Annotated in this window: 15 protein-coding genes; 6 read left to right on the top strand and 9 right to left on the bottom strand. The window is 66.1% G+C overall.

The window, feature by feature from the left end:
- Window positions 1–42 precede the first annotated feature (42 nt).
- The 9 genes from ACRXBZ_RS24110 to ACRXBZ_RS24150 all read right to left on the bottom strand — a co-directional run bounded on the left by ACRXBZ_RS24110 (window position 43) and on the right by ACRXBZ_RS24150 (window position 8,934).
- The gene (locus ACRXBZ_RS24110) at window positions 43–945 is read right to left on the bottom strand and encodes an ABC-2 membrane transporter-related protein (protein ID WP_490885442.1); all 903 of its coding nucleotides are present in this window, start codon (window positions 943–945) and stop codon (window positions 43–45) included.
- 42 nt (window positions 946–987) lie between these two features.
- On the bottom strand, window positions 988–1,863 hold the full coding sequence (locus ACRXBZ_RS24115; protein ID WP_433881029.1) for an ABC transporter ATP-binding protein: 876 nt from the start codon (window positions 1,861–1,863) through the stop codon (window positions 988–990).
- A gap of 271 nt (window positions 1,864–2,134) precedes the next feature.
- The gene (locus ACRXBZ_RS24120) at window positions 2,135–3,649 is read right to left on the bottom strand and encodes a protein kinase family protein (RefSeq protein ID WP_433881030.1); all 1,515 of its coding nucleotides are present in this window, start codon (window positions 3,647–3,649) and stop codon (window positions 2,135–2,137) included.
- A 21-nt stretch (window positions 3,650–3,670) separates the two neighbouring features.
- Entirely contained in the window at window positions 3,671–4,030 is a 360-nt protein-coding gene (locus ACRXBZ_RS24125) for a 2'-5' RNA ligase family protein (RefSeq protein WP_433881031.1), read from the bottom strand.
- A 3-nt stretch (window positions 4,031–4,033) separates the two neighbouring features.
- Window positions 4,034–5,623, bottom strand: a complete 1,590-nt coding sequence (locus ACRXBZ_RS24130; RefSeq protein WP_433881032.1) for an AbeC-like domain-containing protein — start codon at window positions 5,621–5,623, stop codon at window positions 4,034–4,036.
- On the bottom strand, window positions 5,620–5,826 hold the full coding sequence (locus tag ACRXBZ_RS24135; RefSeq protein ID WP_433881033.1) for a hypothetical protein: 207 nt from the start codon (window positions 5,824–5,826) through the stop codon (window positions 5,620–5,622). The genes ACRXBZ_RS24130 and ACRXBZ_RS24135 overlap by 4 nt, the downstream gene beginning before the upstream one ends.
- A 5-nt stretch (window positions 5,827–5,831) precedes the next feature.
- Complete coding sequence (locus ACRXBZ_RS24140; RefSeq protein WP_210435587.1) at window positions 5,832–6,509, bottom strand: vWA domain-containing protein; 678 nt, start codon at window positions 6,507–6,509, stop codon at window positions 5,832–5,834.
- Between the two features lie 230 nt (window positions 6,510–6,739).
- The gene (locus ACRXBZ_RS24145) at window positions 6,740–7,846 is read right to left on the bottom strand and encodes a hypothetical protein (RefSeq protein ID WP_433881034.1); all 1,107 of its coding nucleotides are present in this window, start codon (window positions 7,844–7,846) and stop codon (window positions 6,740–6,742) included.
- Window positions 7,834–8,934, bottom strand: a complete 1,101-nt coding sequence (locus ACRXBZ_RS24150; protein WP_433881035.1) for a protein phosphatase 2C domain-containing protein — start codon at window positions 8,932–8,934, stop codon at window positions 7,834–7,836. The genes ACRXBZ_RS24145 and ACRXBZ_RS24150 overlap by 13 nt, the downstream gene beginning before the upstream one ends.
- A gap of 564 nt (window positions 8,935–9,498) precedes the next feature.
- Between ACRXBZ_RS24150 and ACRXBZ_RS24155 the strand changes: the two genes are divergently transcribed.
- From ACRXBZ_RS24155 to ACRXBZ_RS24180, 6 genes are all read left to right on the top strand, one after another.
- Window positions 9,499–9,621: a hypothetical protein gene (locus ACRXBZ_RS24155; RefSeq protein ID WP_433881036.1), complete on the top strand. Its 123-nt coding sequence runs from the start codon at window positions 9,499–9,501 to the stop codon at window positions 9,619–9,621.
- 306 nt (window positions 9,622–9,927) lie between these two features.
- Complete coding sequence (locus ACRXBZ_RS24160) at window positions 9,928–14,862, top strand: WXG100-like domain-containing protein (RefSeq protein WP_433881037.1); 4,935 nt, start codon at window positions 9,928–9,930, stop codon at window positions 14,860–14,862.
- Window positions 14,790–15,347 (top strand): hypothetical protein, encoded by a 558-nt coding sequence (locus tag ACRXBZ_RS24165; protein WP_433881038.1) that lies wholly within the window; start codon window positions 14,790–14,792, stop codon window positions 15,345–15,347. The genes ACRXBZ_RS24160 and ACRXBZ_RS24165 overlap by 73 nt, the downstream gene beginning before the upstream one ends.
- Window positions 15,348–15,648: 301 nt before the next feature.
- Window positions 15,649–15,849: a hypothetical protein gene (locus ACRXBZ_RS24170; protein WP_433881039.1), complete on the top strand. Its 201-nt coding sequence runs from the start codon at window positions 15,649–15,651 to the stop codon at window positions 15,847–15,849.
- A gap of 36 nt (window positions 15,850–15,885) precedes the next feature.
- Window positions 15,886–16,194 (top strand): YbaB/EbfC family nucleoid-associated protein, encoded by a 309-nt coding sequence (locus ACRXBZ_RS24175; RefSeq protein ID WP_433881040.1) that lies wholly within the window; start codon window positions 15,886–15,888, stop codon window positions 16,192–16,194.
- A 6-nt stretch (window positions 16,195–16,200) separates the two neighbouring features.
- Complete coding sequence (locus ACRXBZ_RS24180; RefSeq protein WP_433881041.1) at window positions 16,201–16,434, top strand: hypothetical protein; 234 nt, start codon at window positions 16,201–16,203, stop codon at window positions 16,432–16,434.
- The last annotated feature ends 546 nt before the right edge of the window (window positions 16,435–16,980 follow it).

The raw sequence follows: 16,980 nt of genomic DNA on the forward strand, positions 1-16,980 counted from the left end.
ATCCTCCCCGCTCATCCGAGCGCGGAACCCGGCGCCGCCGGATCAGTGCTGCCGTTGCAGCGTCCACGCGGTTCCCACCAGCAGCAAGACCGCGGCGAGGCCGAACACGGCGAACTCGGCCAGCTGCAGCCCCGGTGCCGTGGACTCGTGGATCACGTCGGCGAACTGACCGGTCACACCGCCCGGGTAACAGACGTTCGACCCGCAGGGCACCTGGTTCACCGCGCTGTAGGGCACCTCCTGCCCGGCCGACCCGAGGTAGCCGCTGTTCACCACCATGATCCCGTTCACGTCGGGATTAGCGCTGCCCGACAGGTCGGACGTGGTGAAGCGCTGCACCGGCAAGAAGTTCAGGTGGACGCTGCTCACCGCGACGCGCAACGCGACCAGCGTGCCGAGCGTGGTGCACGCGGCCATCACCGAACGCCGCATGACCGCGCCCAGCAACGCACCCACCGCGAAGCTGAACAGCAGGTGCGCGACCGGCATCGGCCCGGTGGTGCCGAAGGGCAGCCAGTAGAACGGGCTGCTCCGCAACGGGCCCAGCATCCCGGCGGCCGCCACCCACCGGTCGACCAGTAACTGGAGCACCACCAGCACGACGGCAGACGGCAGCAGCAAGATCGCCACCTTGGTGATCATCCAGCGGAGCCGGCTGACGGACTGGGTGAAGGCGAGCACGTGCGTGCCGTGCTCGATCTCCCGGGCGAACAGCGGCGCGGCGCAGAACACACCCAGCAGCATCGGGAACGCGAAGACCACCCCCTGTCCGACCTTGAGCAGATCGAACCATTCCTCCTGGAACTCCACCCGCGCTTGAGCGCAGTCGGCGGTCCTCTCGCGGACCGACATGCACGCCTGCAGGCCGTACTCCTTGATGTCACCGGTCATGCTGGCATGCAGCATCAGCACGGTCGCACTACCGAGCAGCAGCAGGGCTGCCAGGGTTTATCAGCTGTGCGCGATGTTGCCGCCAGGCCACCCAGATCACGCCGCCACCTCCGCGTTGTCCTCGTTGTTGCGCATGTAGGCCAGCGCGATGTCGTTGAGCCGGGGCGCGTGCTCGCGCCACCCAGATGCTGTCACCGGCCCGCTCCGCCTGGTGATCAGGACCTGCTCCTGCCCGGAGTGCACGCTGTCGACGACGTCGCCCGGCGCAACGGGCAGCTGTCCGGCTCCCCGCAGAACGCGGTGCCCCGCCACGAGATCGGCGACCGGCCCGTCCAACCGCACCCGGCCGTTGCCCAGCAGCACCAGGTGGTCGCAGACCGCTTCGAGTTCTTCCAGCACGTGCGAGGACAGCAGGATCCCGATGCCGTGCTGCCGGGATTCCTCCTGCAGCGTGCGCAGAGTCGCCTGCCGGGCCAGCGGGTCCAGCTCGGCCAGGGGTTCATCGAGCATCAGCAGACCGGGGCGCTTGCCCAGCGCCAGCACCAGCGCCACCCTGGTGCGCTGCCCGCCGGAGAGCTTGCCAACCTTGGCGTCGAACGGCACCTCCGCCGAGCGGACGAGCTGCTCCGCGTACGCCTGGTCCCAGCGGGTGTTCATCCGCGCGGCGAAGCGCAGCGTCTCCGACACGGTCAGGCCGGGGTAGAGCGGCTTCTGCTGGGTCACGTAGGCCACTTCCTCAGGCGCACCGGTTCCGCTGGGCCGCCGCCCGAACACCTCGATGTCGCCCTCGGTCGGCTTGAGCAGACCGGCGGTCAGACCCATCAGAGTGCTCTTGCCCGCCCCGTTGTGGCCGACCAGCGCGACCACCCGGTTCGGGGGCAATGACAGCGAACAACCGCGCAGCGCCCACCTGCGGCGGTATCTCTTGGTCAGCTGGTGCGTCCGAACCGCGGGCACCTCTCCTGCGCTCATGATCGTCCTCCTTGACCAAAAGACCATTTCACCAGTTATCTAGTGGAAGAGTACATCAGGCGGAGCGTGTTGTTCGCCGAACCGCCGAATCCCCGACCGGTCCCCGCGGATCGGAAGCGGCAATCCCCTTCGCCACCAGCGGGATCGACGTCCGTGGAGGAGAACCCTCCGCCGCGCGCACCGGCGGACACGGCAGCCGGACGGCCCAGAATCGTCGTGTGGCCGGGACGTCTCCCCCCGCGTCCCGGCCCGGTCGAAGGGCGTTGCTGCATCAGGTGGGGTAGGTGAAGCAGACCCGGGAGGAGCCCTCGTCGGCCAGCATGGACCAGTAGGTGTTGGGGTCGGAGGAACTCTGCGAACATGACGTGCTCGGATTTTCTTCGACGCTGGAGACGACGAGGATGGTGTTGTAAGAGCTGGGGATGCTGGTCGCGTAACAGTCCACCGCGGTGTTCGTCCCTATGGACATGCGGTCACTGTCGTCTTTCTCGGCGAGGATGCAGTACCGCGGCACCCATACACGGTCGAGGCAGAGCGTCGCAGTTTCTCCTGAGCTGCCGGTGTAGCTCCACGGAACGTAATCGCTGGAGGCGCTGTAGCACTGATCCCTGCTGAGGGTGGTACTGATGACCTTGAATACCCCGGCGTAATCGGAGTTGCAGGGAACAGTGTCGGGCGGCACCGACCGGTTCCACCTGTTGCCGTTTCCCGTCTGGTAAATGGGCAGGCAACTTCCCTTCGGGACCGCCTGGAAGGCTTCCTCCGTGGGGTCGGCTGTCCTCGTGGGCTCTTCTGGGTTGCTGGTTTCGTCCTCGTCGGTATCCGTGGTTTTGTCGCGCGTGTAGGTGCTTTTCGTTGTGATGTAGGTGGTGTCGGTGGTTTCGGTGCTCGACTCGGCTGACGATCCGGTGGACGACTCTTGCTGGCCGACGCCGATGATGAGCGCGAGGAGTACGCCGATGGCCAGGACCGCTCCGACCACGGCCGCCATCCGGTACGGGCTCGGATCGTCCGGGGCCGGGCTCGGCTGCGGCGGCGTGACCTGCGTGGCCGGTGCCGCGGGAGGTTCGAGCAGCGCCAGTGCCTCGGGCGCGGTCGGCCGCTGGGCGGGATCCGTGGCGCGCAACCGTGCGATCAGTGGCCCGAGCTCACCGGCGTCCCCCGCCGCGAAGCCGGGAGATGACGGTGGGGCGCCCTTGAGCGCGAAATGCAGCGTCGTGCCGAGCGAGAAAAGGTCACCGGGAGCCAGCGCCTGCTGCTCGTGGTTCCGCTCCGGTGCGCGGTAGGACTGCTCGTCGGCGGGTGCGCCGAAACCGGTGAGCAGGGCCTCGCCGTCGCCTGCCAGCCGCACGGTTGCGGGCGAGAGGGCGCCGTGCGTGATCCCTGCCCCATGCGCGGCGGCCAGCGCCTTGAGGAGATCAGTGGCCACCGGCCTGACGGTCTCGGTGGCCAGCGGCCCGTAGGCCGATACGTCTTCGGCGAGCGTGCGGCCCTCGACCAGCCGGGTCGCGGACCACAGGACGTCGTCGGCGGCGACCACGTCATCGACGAACACGAGGTTCGGGCAGGCACGCAGCGCGGCGGTCTGGCGCTGCTCGCGTTCGGTGCGCTCCCGATCGAACCGCGTGGCGTACTCGGCCGCTTCCTGCGCCGAGGGCAACCGGGTCCACTCGAGGGACACGTCCGTGCCGCTGTCCTCGTCGCGCGCCCGCCAGCGGTGCCCGGAGCCGAGCACAAGCCGGTAGCGTCCGCCGATGAGCTCGCCTGACTCCGCCTGGTGCGCCATGTTCTTCCGGCCTCTTCCCGATCAGGACAACAGCGAGCCCACGGCGTCCTGCGCGTTCTGCACCGCGGTGGCAAGATCGCCCACCTGTGTCACGGTGGACGAGATATTCCTCAGCAACCCCAGAATCCTCGACTTGTCGGGGCTGTCGTTGTTGATCTCCTCCTCGAGTTGCTCGGCGTCGGCCACCACGTCGTCGCTGTCGATCTCGCCGCCGTTGCGCGCCGTCCGCAGTGCCGCGAGCAGTTCACGGACCTGTTCCTGAAGGTCCCGCAGTTCTTGCGAGCCGCCCGCGGAGACGGCCTGCGCCCCGATCCCGACGGCCACCGCGTCCGCATTGAAGCTGCCCGAACCGCTGATGTTGATTCCGTAGTTGTCCTTCATAGGTCATCCCTGCCTGTTATTGGTCGGCGTCGCCGTCCGGGCGGCGCGGGTGACCGTCCTGGCGATCGCGTTGGTGCCTGCGGCGACGCTCATCGCGTCCAGCTTTCCGTGTCCTGTCACGTAAATGCCGTTATTCAGAATCGTGGTCTGCCGCTCGCTGAGATCGCTGGTGTCGACATTGTGGTCGGCCAGGAACTCCTCCAGCGCGTCCATGACCCGGCGCTCGGCGAGCTTGGCGTACATCTCCTTATCGAGCTGCTGGAAGTACCGGTGGTAGCGGTTATCGGCGGCCTCCTCGCGCAGACTCATCGTGGCCCCGTAGTTGAAGGTCCGGTCCTGCGTGATCTCACGAGCCTCGCGCCGCGACTTCAAAACCCGCGTCAGTGGCGAGACGAGACCCGCCCAAACACGTTGCCCACCCCCGAAGACAGCGGGAACGAGCCTGATCAGGCTCATCGCAGCGAGCCGGCCCAACTGCCTGAAGGTCGGGCTGCTCAGCAGCCGGTCCACCTCCTGGTAGCGCCGTTTCACCGGCGGCAGCAGCGAGTAGTTCGCCTCGACGAACAGCAGATCCTTCTGCGGCGACAGCGCGAACCGCAGGAACATCGTCACCACGAGCTCGCCGCTCCAGCCGGTCACGCGCACGGTCAGATAGGGACGCGCCCTGCTCTTAGGATCGTCGTGCAGTCGTCCGAGCACGGCCTCGTCGACGCGCGATGCCGGGGCGGCCAGTTCGTTGGGCAGGATCGCCTGTTGCACCGAGGGCTCGAATCCGTGCAGTAGGTCGAGGCCGCTGACGAACACCCGGTCCTCGACCAGGACGCCGGGCAAACCGATCCCGCGGACCGAGTCCGCGACGAAGTCGCGTAACTCCTGCACGGTGAACTCGACGATGTCCTTGCCTTCCTCCGCCTTGGCCACGTTCAGGGTGAACGACCAGTTGCCGAAGGTGATTCCGTAGCCGGCGAACGGCGCGTAGTCGGCGAAGACCGTGAGATTTCCCCGGTCTCTGGCCGCGATGTCGGCCAGCCGCGCCGCGGTGCGTCCGCGGGTCGGTGCGGGGGCGTTCGCCGGGTCGAAAGCGTTGCGCCGCAGCTGTGCCGAGAGAATTCCATAGTGGGTCGACAGGGTTTCGATGAACATGACCGCCCACCCGGCGAAGAGCACCAGCAGGGCCCACCCCGGCTGCGGGCTCGCCAGAACCCCGAGGCCGATCAGCCCGAGGAGCACGATCAGCACATCGCGGGTCAGTTGTCTTCGCCGTGCGGCCAGCCCGTATTTGAGCACCGTGACGAGGTCGACTCCCGGGGAGGACGCGACCGCCCGGTAGTCCTCATCGAGGATGTTCTGGAGGGCCTTGTCGTTGAGCCCCGGATCCAGCTGCAGCGCGGCACAGAGGTAGCGCGTCGCGTCGCGGGCGAAGCCCGTCCCGGGTGCGACGCGCGGCGCTGTTCCCGGTCCGGTGGCGGTCGGCGTCGGCTGCGTGATGGTCGTCTGGGCGCCGCCGGAGAGGTCGATGACCCGCTTGCGGCCGCAGTGCGCGCACAGCACGAAGTTGGCCTCGTTGTCGAAGCCGCAGTGATGGCAATTCATCTGGTCACCTCCGGACCGTTCGGTGATGTTCGCGGGCCGACGGGAGTCTCCGGCGGGTGCTGCCGCACCTCGTGACCGGGCACGGGCGGTCGCTCTTCGGTCCCGGGCACCCGCGCGGCGATCGACGCGACGGCGGCGGCCACGACACAGAGCGATGCCGCGCCGAGCAATACGGCGGAACGGTCCCAGCGCTTTGACGTCATCGGCATCAGTCCATGTACTCGACGGGGATAGTCCGGTATCCCTCGGCCACGGTCGGGATCTGCATCTCCTCGCTGCGAGAGGAGGCCACGAGCGAGTTCAGCAGGCTGTTGATCGCCTGGCTGAGGGCTTCGTCATTCCTCGTCCCCGGCTCGGCGTAGAAGGCCGCCTTGGTGGCGACCTTGCTCAGCACCTCGCTCTGCACCGAGCCGAATCCGTAGGTGATCACATGCGGATGCCGGTTCCAGGCCGGGTCCACGAGCCTGCGGAAGGCGGCTTCCCATCCCGGTTCGGTGGGCTGCCCGTCGGTGAGGAAGAACATCGCAGGCCGCAGCACCGCCTTGCCCTGTGCGTTGAGCGCGGGGACGTCCACGTCGATCCGCTGACGTACGAGGTCGAACGCCGCGCGGTAGTCGGTCTGGCCGTTGCACACCACGTCGGGCATGACCGGGATCTTCTCCATGTCCGTCATCTCGATCACGACCTGCGCCGATGAGGAGAACGCGATGATCGACATCAGGGCGAACTCGGACACTCTGGGGCTTCCGGCCAGCTTCCGGTGCAGCTGCGCGAGCGTCTGGTTCAGCGTCTCCTGGTACGGGGTCATCGAGTAGGAGGCGTCGATCACGACGTAGGTCGGCAGGCACTTCTGCTTCATCGTGTAGGGGGATTGGCCATCGGCCACGGGCGTCTCCTTCTAGAGCCTGTTGGTGAATGGTCTGGGTGGGTGGTCGCTTAGCGGAACCTGAGAGGTTTCCTGGACTGCGGGTGCCCCTCCTGATGTATGTCCAATACGCGGCGGAGGGGCCGTCCTCGCCAGAAAACCTCTCAGAACCCGCCGATGGTCGTCTTGGCAAGGTGAATGCAAGCGGCTCCGCCGCTTCCAAGGCGCGGACGGCATTCGCCGACAGGCTCTTACACATTGTTCGCGATAAGCACGATCGTGATCAACAGCACCACTATGACGAAGAAGGCCACGATGAACACGGTTTCCCGCTGGGGTCCGCCCGGTTCGCCCGGTCCGCCGTTGCCTGCGCTCGATGTCGTGGCGGGCGTGTTCCAGTTGACGTTCTTTCCCGGGGTGCCGCCCACGACGGTGGTCGAGGGCACCGACGCCGGTCGGGCCGGGATCGGGCTTCTCGCCGGAGGCGATCCGAAGCGGGCGTACAGGCCGCCCGCGAGGACGGTGCCGAGTTCGGCCATCGAGGGACGCCGCTCGCGGTCCTCGCTGAGCAGGATGTCGAGCAGAACCTCCCGCAGCCCGCGGTTGCCCAGCCCGTCCGACTCGGCCAGGTCGTTGAGGGCGACGGCCAGATCCCGTTGCCCGGTAAGACAACGGGTGACGAGCAGGGCGACACGGAACCGGTCGGTGCAGGCGTCGGCCTTGTTCGGCCGCTGGGTGAGCGGGTCGTCCCAGTTGGGCTGGACGATGTTCGGGACAGGGCCGGGACCGCACCCGTCGATGTCGATCACGAACACCGATGCGTCGTCATGGCACCAGAAGGCGTTGGAGTAGGACCAGTCGGAGTAGACGAGCTTGTGGCGCTCCAGTAACTCCGCCACGAGCACCAGGTTCCGGCAGATCCGCAGCCGGTCAGATCTGCTTGGCACCCGGAGCTTTTGCCGCGCGAACGAGTCGGTTGTCCTCGCGAGCGTGTCGATTTCGCGGAACCCCTCCGCGCTGTCCTGGCGGAATCTGTCCGGGGCGGCCGGGATCACGCACCCGTGCACCGGATTGTCCCCCTTGGTGATGCGGGCCACCGGCCAGGATGTGCTGGTGCCCAGCGTTGTGGAGTCATCGGCGGCGATGCCGCCAGGCAGCGCGATCAGCTCGTCCAGCCGGGTCGCCTCGCTGTGGTCGCCGGGTGTTCTGTAAAGCTTGGCGAGCCAACTGGGTTGGTCTTCGATGGGGTGGATGCCCGTGCTCTGGCCCGCTCCGGCGCTGATCGTTTTCTTCAACGGCTCCAGGTCGTCCAGTGTGACCACAGCGGGCAGAGGCCAGGTGCCCGTCATCTCGGCCATCTCGCCTCCCGGGAGTCCGCGCCCACCCAGATGGCCACCGCGGTGCGGTCGTCGATGAACCTTTCCGCGTCGTAGCTGACGTCGTTGACGAACGAGGTGGACGGCGGCGGATTGGCCCATTTCCTTGCGAAGTACCCGTTCGCTTCGCCGAGCGTGGCCAGCGCGTCGCCGACGCCGTCGGTCATCAGGCCCACCATGGTGCCGTTCTGCAGCCGGATGCTCCTGCTGGTGACCGCCAGCGGGCTGTCCGGGAGCACGTGGGCCACCGCGTTCGACTCCATCCCCTCCTTGGTGCGTTTGTCGTCGCCTGCCACGAAGGTCCACGTGCCGTCCCGCAACGTCCACACCGATGCGTCCCCGACCCACGCGACCCACATCTCCCGCTCGCCGGGAGCCGGGCAAGCCGGGATCACGGCGGTGACCAGGGCGGCGCAGATGTCGGAGTCGCGCAGGTTCCGGGACGTGGCGGTGTCCGCCATCTGCGCGGCTACCCCGCTGAAAATCTCTGTCGCGGCGAGGTTTTTAAGGTCCGGCGCGGCGTTCAGCCGATCCCGCAGCACGTTGGTGGCCGCGCTGACCGCTACGGTCGCACCAAGCTCCGCGAACCTGCTGCTGGACACGCCGTCCGCGACCGCGACGATGAGGTACCGCCCGTTGTCGTCCCGGCCGAGCCGGTAGGCGTCCTGGCGGGGCACGACGGGCTCTTCACAGCGATGCCCCGGACCGACGACGGACGCCGCGCGCACCGCGAGGTCGCCGAGTTGGGCCTCGTCCGCGGCGATCCCGGGATAGACCGTGTGGGCGGACAACAACCACGGCAGCGCCTGTGCCTTCGAACCTCTGCCGAACCTCGGCGGGACCGGGACGCCGTCGACCCGCACCGGTGGCCGCTCGCGCACCGGGGCTGCCGGTCGCGGAGGAATCCGCTCGCCCACCACGATTTCCGGGGATTTTGGGACTTCTCCCCGTCCGCCCCACAGAACCAGGCCGCCCATGATCGCACCCGGCAGCGCCAGCGCGTCGACCACGAGCCGGTAAAGCCACTGTGCCGGCGCGAAATACAGTTCCAGAAGCGCCGCGACGATCACCAGTACCGCCAACCATGTACGAGGTGTTCTGATGACTTGGCCCATTCTTGTCCTATAGCCATTCCGCACTGTGAAACCCAGGAGATACGGGTCACGGTAGTGGACGACCATGATCGCTGGGCGCTCTTTCTTGATGTTCGTCCAGCCGGCCCAATCGGGATGGCGCCTCTCTGGTGAACATGCGCGCAAGGTCGTCGATTCCGTTGCCGCCGTGGTTCGGGTGTGCTGGGGCTGTCGCCAGGCCCGGTCATCGTCGTTATTACCGGACGAAGTGCAGTGTGCCGTGGTAGTCGAGGACTCCGACCAGCACGAACGCTCCGATTCCACAGCCGCCTGACCAGGAATGTCGTTGGGTCTGGATCCACGGACCAGCTTCACCTGATGTCGAGCCCGACAGCCCTGCGCCTGCATAAAACGTGGCACGGGCACAAAAGAAGACCTGACGGTTGGACCATTCGGGTGAGATCGTCCGCTTATAGCGGGGTTGACGTTCGACTCGCCCACGGTGGGCTGGATACCCTTGGCCAGCGAAGATCAGGAATAACGGGGTTTGGGGAGAAGTGCGTGTCTGGGGTGCTGGAGTTCGACGCCAGCCTGTTCGGGCCACTCTGGTACGGCGCAGGACTCGCACACCAGGAGAACCAGGGCGTGTGCAAGGTTGATCTGAGGGCTGCGGCGGGTTTCTGAGCGGGCTGGACATGCGGCACGAGGGCGCGGCCTTGATGGGAGATCATCGGGTTCAGTCGTGACGTTCTTCAGCGATAAATTTGAGTGGGTGGTGGTGAATGCTGCTGCTTGAAGGAGCCGTGTGTTCGTGGTGAGAGGCGTGTTGTGGCTCAGGTGCCGGGCGGGTGAGGCCGCCCGGCTACCGGGCTTTGGTGCGTCACCGCGCCGGCAGGTCACCAGGCTGGCCCCCAGCGGGGCGGGAGGGCTGGTTCCCGCATACTTCGTTGCTGCCTTGGGTTGTGGTGGCGTTGGGGCGAGGTGGGTGTGATGTTTTCGTCGATCATGGTGCCGGAGGGGGTGCGGCGGCTTTTTCAGGTGTTGACCGGTGAGGATATGACGGATGCGGATGAGGGTGCGTTGTTCGCGGTGGCGGACGCGTTGGAGGCGGGTGCGGCGGAGCTGGGCGAGGTGCGGGCGTTGGTGGCGGAGCTGGTGGGAAAGGTGCGGACGGAGTTTTCGGGGAGGGCCGCGGACCGGTTCGCGGACGGGTTGGGGGTTTTTGATGGGTTGTTGTCCTCGGGGCAGGGGTCGTTACTGGATTTAGCGGTATTCGTGCGGGCTACGTCGCAGCAGGTGCGGTATGTGAAGTTGATGACGATTTATAGCCTGGAATTGCTGTGGTTAGAGATGGCGTGGGCGATGCAGTTTGCGGGGGCGACCGGTGGTGCGTCGCTGTTGTGGCTGGCGGCGCGGATGGCGGCGATGCGGCTGTGGTTGACGCGGTGGTGGGGGCAGTTGTTCATGCGGTTGGCGATGATGGCGGCTGGTGGTGTGGCGTTCAACGTGGTGCCGGATCTGCAGGCCCAGGTGCAGATGCTGGGTGAGAAATCGGCTCAGAAGTGGGATAGGACGCTGACCGAGCAGGCGGCGGGGATGGGGGCGTTCTCGGCGTTGGTGGCGCTGCCGTTTTCGGCGGTGGGCGGTCTGGTCAGCAACACGTTGACGAAGGTCCTGGTGAAGGGCCTGGGCGATGACGTGGATGCGGCGATTCTGGAGGCGGCGGTGAAGAAAGCGGTGGCCGAGCACGCGGAGTTGTATCCGGTGTCGGCGATGGCGAAGTTCGCGGACGCGGTGGGCAAGAGTGTGGATAACTATGCGGGGATGCAGGTGGGGACGATGTGGTTGGTGAAGATGGGCAGCGGGTTCGGGGACGCGGTGGCGGGCTCGTTGTCGGAGTTTTTCGGGGAAGTGTTGTATCAGTTGTTGCAGGGTGGGCCGTTGACGTGGAACCCGTATTCGTTGTCGGCGGGTGGGTTCGAGACGGTGTTCAGCGGTGTGGGCACTCTGGCGGGTTTGGCGTTGCGGGGCAAGCTGCACCCGGAAGGCCCGAGCCCGTACCTCGAGGGCACCGGCCGCGGGGATGGCCGCAGCGACGATGGTGGCGGGTCCGGTGGGAAGAAGACCCCGCTGCCGGGGACAGGGTCCGGGTCACAGACAGGGAACATCCCTGGCTCTCTGGGGAAGGACAGCGTGTTCATCCCCTCCTATGCTTCGAGCTCGTCCGATGTGGACACTGTTTTCCCCGTCGGTCCGGTCGGGCCGGTGGATTCGGCTGCGGTGCCGGTGCCCTCCGGCAAGGACAGTAACGACGTTAAGGACGGCACGGACGGTACGAGGGGTGCCGATGGCGGTGTGCCGGGCGGGGACGCGACCGGTGATGTTCCGGTCCTGCCGGGTTCCGGACAGCACCGGCCGGGCACGCCGCCACCCGCATATCCTTATGAGGTAACGGTTTTTGATTCGGACCGGCCGGGCACACCACCGCCGCCGTACAGTACGGTTGCCGGTGGCGATCAGGCCGTGCCCGGGGTGCATGGCGTGGCCGGGAAGTCTGGTGTGGACGTTACCGGAATGACCACAGTATCTAGTGTGGACGTTTCAGGTGTGGCCGGAGTATTCAATGTGGATGATTCTGGTGTGTTAGGGGGCGGGTCGCTGGATGCGCTGGGATCGCAGACGCCGGATTCGGCGGAGGAGAGGTCATCGGCGGGTATCCCGCATGGTTCTGGTGCGTCCTCGGATGCCGTGTTCCCGGAGACTGTCAGACCAGTGCCTGGGGTGGTGGCGGATCCGGACGGTGGTGCTGTGTTCTCGGGGCGAGAGTCTTTGCCGGGTGCCGTGACCGGCGCGGGTGGGCCTTTTGGTGTGGATGTGGTTGCGGGGCTTGGGGATTCGCATCGCCAGGGTGGGGCTGGGGTATCGGAGGGTTCAGCGGTGTTGCCCGTGGAAGGGTCGCACGCGGTGTCGTCTTGGCGGCAGGACGGTGTGGCGGCGGGGCTTGCGGGCCTGTCGGCGGACACGGTGCGGGTGTCGGTGCCGGCGGAGGTGGTTACTGGTGGCGGGTTGGCGGAGTTCGTGCAGGGCCGTGTTGCGGGTTCTGGTGGCGGTCCTGTGGTGCTGGTCTCGCAGGATGGTGCGAGTGCGGGTGTGGTGGTCTCGCCGAGGCAGGGTTCGGCTCTGGCGCGGGGTCTGGGGCGGGTTGTTGTCGCGTTGACGCCGGGGCGGAGTGGGCGCGGGCCGCGGTGGACGGTGTTCGCCACGGATGGTTCTCGTCCCAAGCCGCTGGCCGGGCCCGGTGGCCCGGTGCTGGCCGGGAGACGCCGCGGTATGGCCGGTCTGGCGGGGGTCTCGGTTGCGGTTCCGGTCTCCGGTCAGCAGACGGTGGCCCCGGAAGAGACACCGGTTGCCCAGACGGCATCTGCCGAGGCGGCGTCGGTGGTCGGGGACTCACGGCCCGCGGCCACTACACACGATGATCAGGTGGGCACAGGGCTTCCCGGCGCCCGGCCAGCGTCTGGGTATCGGTTCCTGTCGGGGGTGAATCAGGCTAATTATCGTTGCGGTGATGAGCGTTTCCGGGTGAATTGCCTGGAGGCGTTTGTGGCGTTTCATAATTCTTTGAAGTTCGGTCGGCAGTTCGTGGCGGGTCCGGCTGGTGGTGATCGGGATCCGGCTCGGTTGGAGGTGGCGTTCGGGGCGAGGGCCCGGCCGGTGGCTGGTGTGACGGGGGCTGAGGGGTATGTGCGGAGCGCGCCGATGGGGGTGGCTGTACCGGTGATTTACCAGCGACAGGATGGTAGCGCGCATTTGATCGCTGGGGTGCGTGCAGAAGACGGCGATGGGCACGGGCGGGTGGTTCTGCTGAATCCGCAGAACGGAGAGGCAGCCGCGGCCGCTGAGCTCCTGGCTGCGACCGGGATGTGGGTGATCGCGGTGTCGGGGGTGGAAGTAGAGGGGGAGGTGGTGTTGCCGCCCAGTGGTTCCCTGTGGCGCGGCCAGGACGGGGGGTCCGGGTTGCCCGCCGTGGTGACGGGTCCGGAACGTCGGGGTGGTGCGTCCGGGCCGGTGGCGGGCAAAGCCGGCACGAAGGGCACGAAGAGGACGTGGGGGGAGGCTGACCAGGATTCGCGGGGGAAGGCCGGCGAGAGTTCTTCTGCTGGGGCGTCGAAGCGGCGGAAGGTGCAAGAACTCGCTGCTGGGAGTGGTTCCGGGAATCACGGCGGCCAGGGCGACGGGCCCGCGCCGACGGATCAGGCAGCACAGCAGGACTCGAGTGCGCAGCAGAAACGGGAAAACAGGGATAGGCAGGCGGCGAATCGCGTTGCGAAAAAGGTCGAAGCCGACCGGGTTGAGGAGTTGAATGGGAAGGGGAAGGGGCAGCTGAACGAGAAGGGGGCGGAGCGGTTGGCGACGCTCGAGTCGATGGTGAAGCAGCGAAAAGAGCGAGAGCAGAAATACAACGCGAACTTTTATAAGGCGAGAAAGGAAGAAGCCGCCCGGGTTGCGGAGTTGAAGGAAGCGGAGAAGCAGAGGAAGCTGACTTCGAAGGAGAAGGATGACCTGCCGACGCTCCAGCGGAAGGTGGAGCAGCAAAAAAAGCGAGTTCGGGAAAAGAGCGCGAACTATCGCAAGGGCGGAAAGCACGCCGCCGCCAGGGCGGCGAAGTTAGAAGAGTTGGAGATGCTGACTCAGGAGCAGCGGGACGAGCTCGATTTGATAAGGGAAATACAAGTGGGCGTAAAGGAGGTAAATCGTCTGCATATGCGAGTATCAAGAGGGAGAAAAGCGGCTGAGGATATCGAGGCGTTGGAGGTGGCGAAGAAAAGGCTGAATGAAAATAAGGCAACGTGGAACTCGATGCAGGCTCGGGGGGAGGCTGAGCCAGGAGGGATTGCGGGCGTGGGCGCAAGTGGCCATCAGAACGAGCGGGATGCAATGGTGCCGGGCGGGGTGCCGGAGCAGGCTGGGGCTGGGGCTGAAGGGGACGGCCGGGACGCGTGGTCGGCTGCCGTCGATTTGAATGCATGCTTTACCCAGGCGATGGCGGATGAAGAAGGGGTGCAGGTGCCGCAGGGTGTCGCGGATGCTGGGGTGATGCTGGACGCGGATGCTTATGAGGAGTTGGTCGAGACCGAGTTGACCGCGTTCCTGCGACAGGATTCCCGGGACGATGCTGCGGGTACCGACGGAGCCGGCTCGGTTGCCAGGGGCGATGATCTGGGTTTTGGTGAGCCGGTTGTGGGCGAGGATGTGCTGGCGGGGCGTGTGGAGGGTGGGGGGTTAGTGGCCGGCGCTGGGGTGTTTGCGGAGTTCGAGGAGCAGAAGCAGCTCACTCCGGCGGAGAAGAATCGGCTGGCGGAGCTCGAGCAGAAGGTGGCGAAGTGGAAGGAGCAACGGAGGAAAGCTAAGGAGAACTCGCTCCAGGCGAAGAAGGCAGGTAGAGAATACAGCATCGCCCGGCTTGCGGAGTTGAAGGAGTTGATGGAGAAGGGGAAGCTGTCTGAGAAGCAGTGGGCCGAGCTCGAATTGCGCGAGGAAATAAAAAAGACAGAAACGAAGGGAAATCGGCTGAAAGACCGAGTGGCGACCCTGAAGAAAGATGATAAGGAAATCACGGCGTTGAAGGCGTTGGAGGTGTCGTCGCGGAGTCCCAAGGATGCGGCCAGGCTGCGTATGTTGCTGGACAGGGCGGTTAGGTGGGCAGGTTCTGAGGAGCAGTTGACGGAGACGAGGCGATGGCTGAAAGAAAAAAGGAAGGAGCTGAAGTCGATGCAGGCTCGGGGGGAGGGCGAGCCTGGGGGGTTGCGGGTGTGGGGGCAAGTGGCCCGCAGGGCGCGCAGGATGCAATGGTGTCCAGCGGCGCATTGGAGCAGACTGGGGCTGAACGGGACGATCTGGATGCGTGGCTTGCTCAGGCGGTGACGGATAAAGATGGAGTGCAAGTGCCGACGGGTGCCGCGGATGTCGAGGTGATGTGGGGCGATGTTGCTTATGACGAGCTTGTCGCGACAAGGTCGCACGAGTTTCTGAGCCAGGATGCCGGGGACGATGCTGCGGATGCCGTCGGTGTTGGGTCGGTTCGCGGGGACGATGATTTCGACCAGTTCCTTGATGAGTACGGGGGGGATCCGACCGAAAACAATGAATGGGAGTTGGATGGGAGCTTTGATTTCGATGAGTGGTTTGCGTGGGCGGATGCGGATTTGGATGTGTCGCGGGGTGAGGGTTCGGCGGGGCTGAGGGGGGATGAATGGGACAAGTGGTCGGATGGGGGCGTTGATCTCATTGGGTCCTATGATGACGTGGGGGATCCAGGTGGGGATGGGCAGGAGTCTTCCCGGGCTTTGGAGGGCCCGGGCACGGAGGGCAGTAGCGGGCCGAGTGGGCCCACCAGCGGTGGGACGTAAACATTCAGGGGCGGGTTTGAGGTGCGGTTTCTGGTCGTGAAGGCATGCCGAACTGCCCGCCGTGCCGCGGGGATGCCGGAGGGGTGCGGGTCAGGCTGGGGCGGGGGTCTGGCGGCATCCACGGGTGACCGAGGATCGCTTCGCAGGCTGCGGCGCAGCGGGTGGCAGAGTTGTTGTCGCCGGAGGCGATCGATGCGGACCTGGAGTCGGCGGGCGTGGCGGTTTCGGTCCCGGCGGTTCGTCGGCGCTCGGTAGCACTGGCGGTACCGGGTCCGGCGGTGCGCGCGGCGGATCGGGCGCAGTGGGCGCGGCCGGAGCCGGCCAGCGCGGCCAGAGTGACGAAGAGCAGGAACGCGAGCGCAAATACATCCGCAACACCGACGAGCACTTCGGGTTCAGCGGTGAGATCGACCCGAACACCGGCCATGCCGTCGCACCGCCGGTGATTGGCGATGCGGACGCAGATTCCGATGAGACGCCTAACGAGGACGACATCGCGTAGGCGCTCGTAGCGAGCTCGCAGGAACTGGAGGTTGTCGTGTCAGAACTTCCCGACATCGGGGCGATGTTGGCGGAGCTGGACGAGAAGATGAACACTGTGCAGGCGCTGCGGGATGAGGCCGTAGCAAGCACCTACACGGGCTCGTCGGCGGACCAGGCCGTGGTCGCACGGGTCGACGGGCTTGGGGCGATTCAGGATTTGTCGATACCTGACGCGGAGCTTCGCTCCAATCACCCTTCGGCTTTGGGAGGAAATATCCTGGAGGCGATCAATTCTGCACGCGCGCAGGCGGTCGATGACTCCAACGCGAAGATGATCGAGGCCCTTCCGGGCTTTGGGAGCTGAGAGACCGTGCCAAAGTACGCATCAGAACGCATTGCTGAAGAGCTGGTCCGCGCGCCGGACCGCTACAACCAGGCGGTGCAGCAGTCGCAGGAGCTGGGCGAGAAGCAAGTAGTGGTCGACCTCGAAGACAAACTCGGTCAGCTCGTGCTGCCTCGGCGCTGCCGTGGGATCCGGCCGGTGAGACGCCGGGCTGGTGGGGTCGGATGCTGGCGGCGCATTTTCCCGGTGCGGAGGTTGTGACGTGCGCTACGTGGGCGGATGCGGCCGGGACCGTTGTGGACGGGGGTGTGGGGCTCGGGCCGTGGTGTGGTTGCGCCGTCAGCTTGGCGGGCGTGAGCTGGCTGGTGACCTGCTGTATGCGGATTATGTGGATGACGCTGTGGTTTTTCTCGACGGTCTACGTGGGACTGTCGCTGAGCAGAATGACGCCGAGGTGGCTGAGCTTGTGGTGGCGCGTTCCGCCGTCGGCAAGGTGATTCCGTCGGTGGGCTGCTGCCGTCGGAGGTCGCGGCGGAGGAATTCGCTGGGGCTGTTGAAAAGGCGGAGGGCGTGGTTGGTGTACCGCTGTGACGGCGAGGTGGGCTTGTCGAGTTCCGTGTCATGCGCTTTGGCTCGTTAGTACGAATACGTGTTGTAGTTCCCCCGTTCGCTCGTGAGCGTGTCCGCTGGCAAGTGATATTTTCATGGATTTGAGTGGAGTGGTGCATGTTCCTGCTGGAAGGAGCCATGTTCTCGTTGTGAGGGGCGTGTTGTGGTTCGGGTGCCGGGCGGCTGAGGCCGCCCGGC

Source organism: Saccharopolyspora hattusasensis (assembly GCF_050972075.1).
GTDB classification, from domain to species: domain Bacteria; phylum Actinomycetota; class Actinomycetes; order Mycobacteriales; family Pseudonocardiaceae; genus Saccharopolyspora; species Saccharopolyspora hattusasensis.

What these genes read in the sequence shown, in the direction of transcription:
- ACRXBZ_RS24115 (WP_433881029.1), bottom strand. Translation starts at nt 1,863, where the DNA reads ATGAGCGCAGGAGAGGTGCCCGCGGTTCGGACGCACCAGCTGACCAAG.
- ACRXBZ_RS24120 (WP_433881030.1), bottom strand. Translation starts at nt 3,649, where the DNA reads ATGGCGCACCAGGCGGAGTCAGGCGAGCTCATCGGCGGACGCTACCGG.
- ACRXBZ_RS24125 (WP_433881031.1), bottom strand. Translation starts at nt 4,030, where the DNA reads ATGAAGGACAACTACGGAATCAACATCAGCGGTTCGGGCAGCTTCAAT.
- ACRXBZ_RS24130 (WP_433881032.1), bottom strand. Translation starts at nt 5,623, where the DNA reads ATGAATTGCCATCACTGCGGCTTCGACAACGAGGCCAACTTCGTGCTG.
- ACRXBZ_RS24135 (WP_433881033.1), bottom strand. Translation starts at nt 5,826, where the DNA reads ATGACGTCAAAGCGCTGGGACCGTTCCGCCGTATTGCTCGGCGCGGCA.
- ACRXBZ_RS24145 (WP_433881034.1), bottom strand. Translation starts at nt 7,846, where the DNA reads ATGGCCGAGATGACGGGCACCTGGCCTCTGCCCGCTGTGGTCACACTG.
- ACRXBZ_RS24160 (WP_433881037.1), top strand. Translation starts at nt 9,928, where the DNA reads ATGTTTTCGTCGATCATGGTGCCGGAGGGGGTGCGGCGGCTTTTTCAG.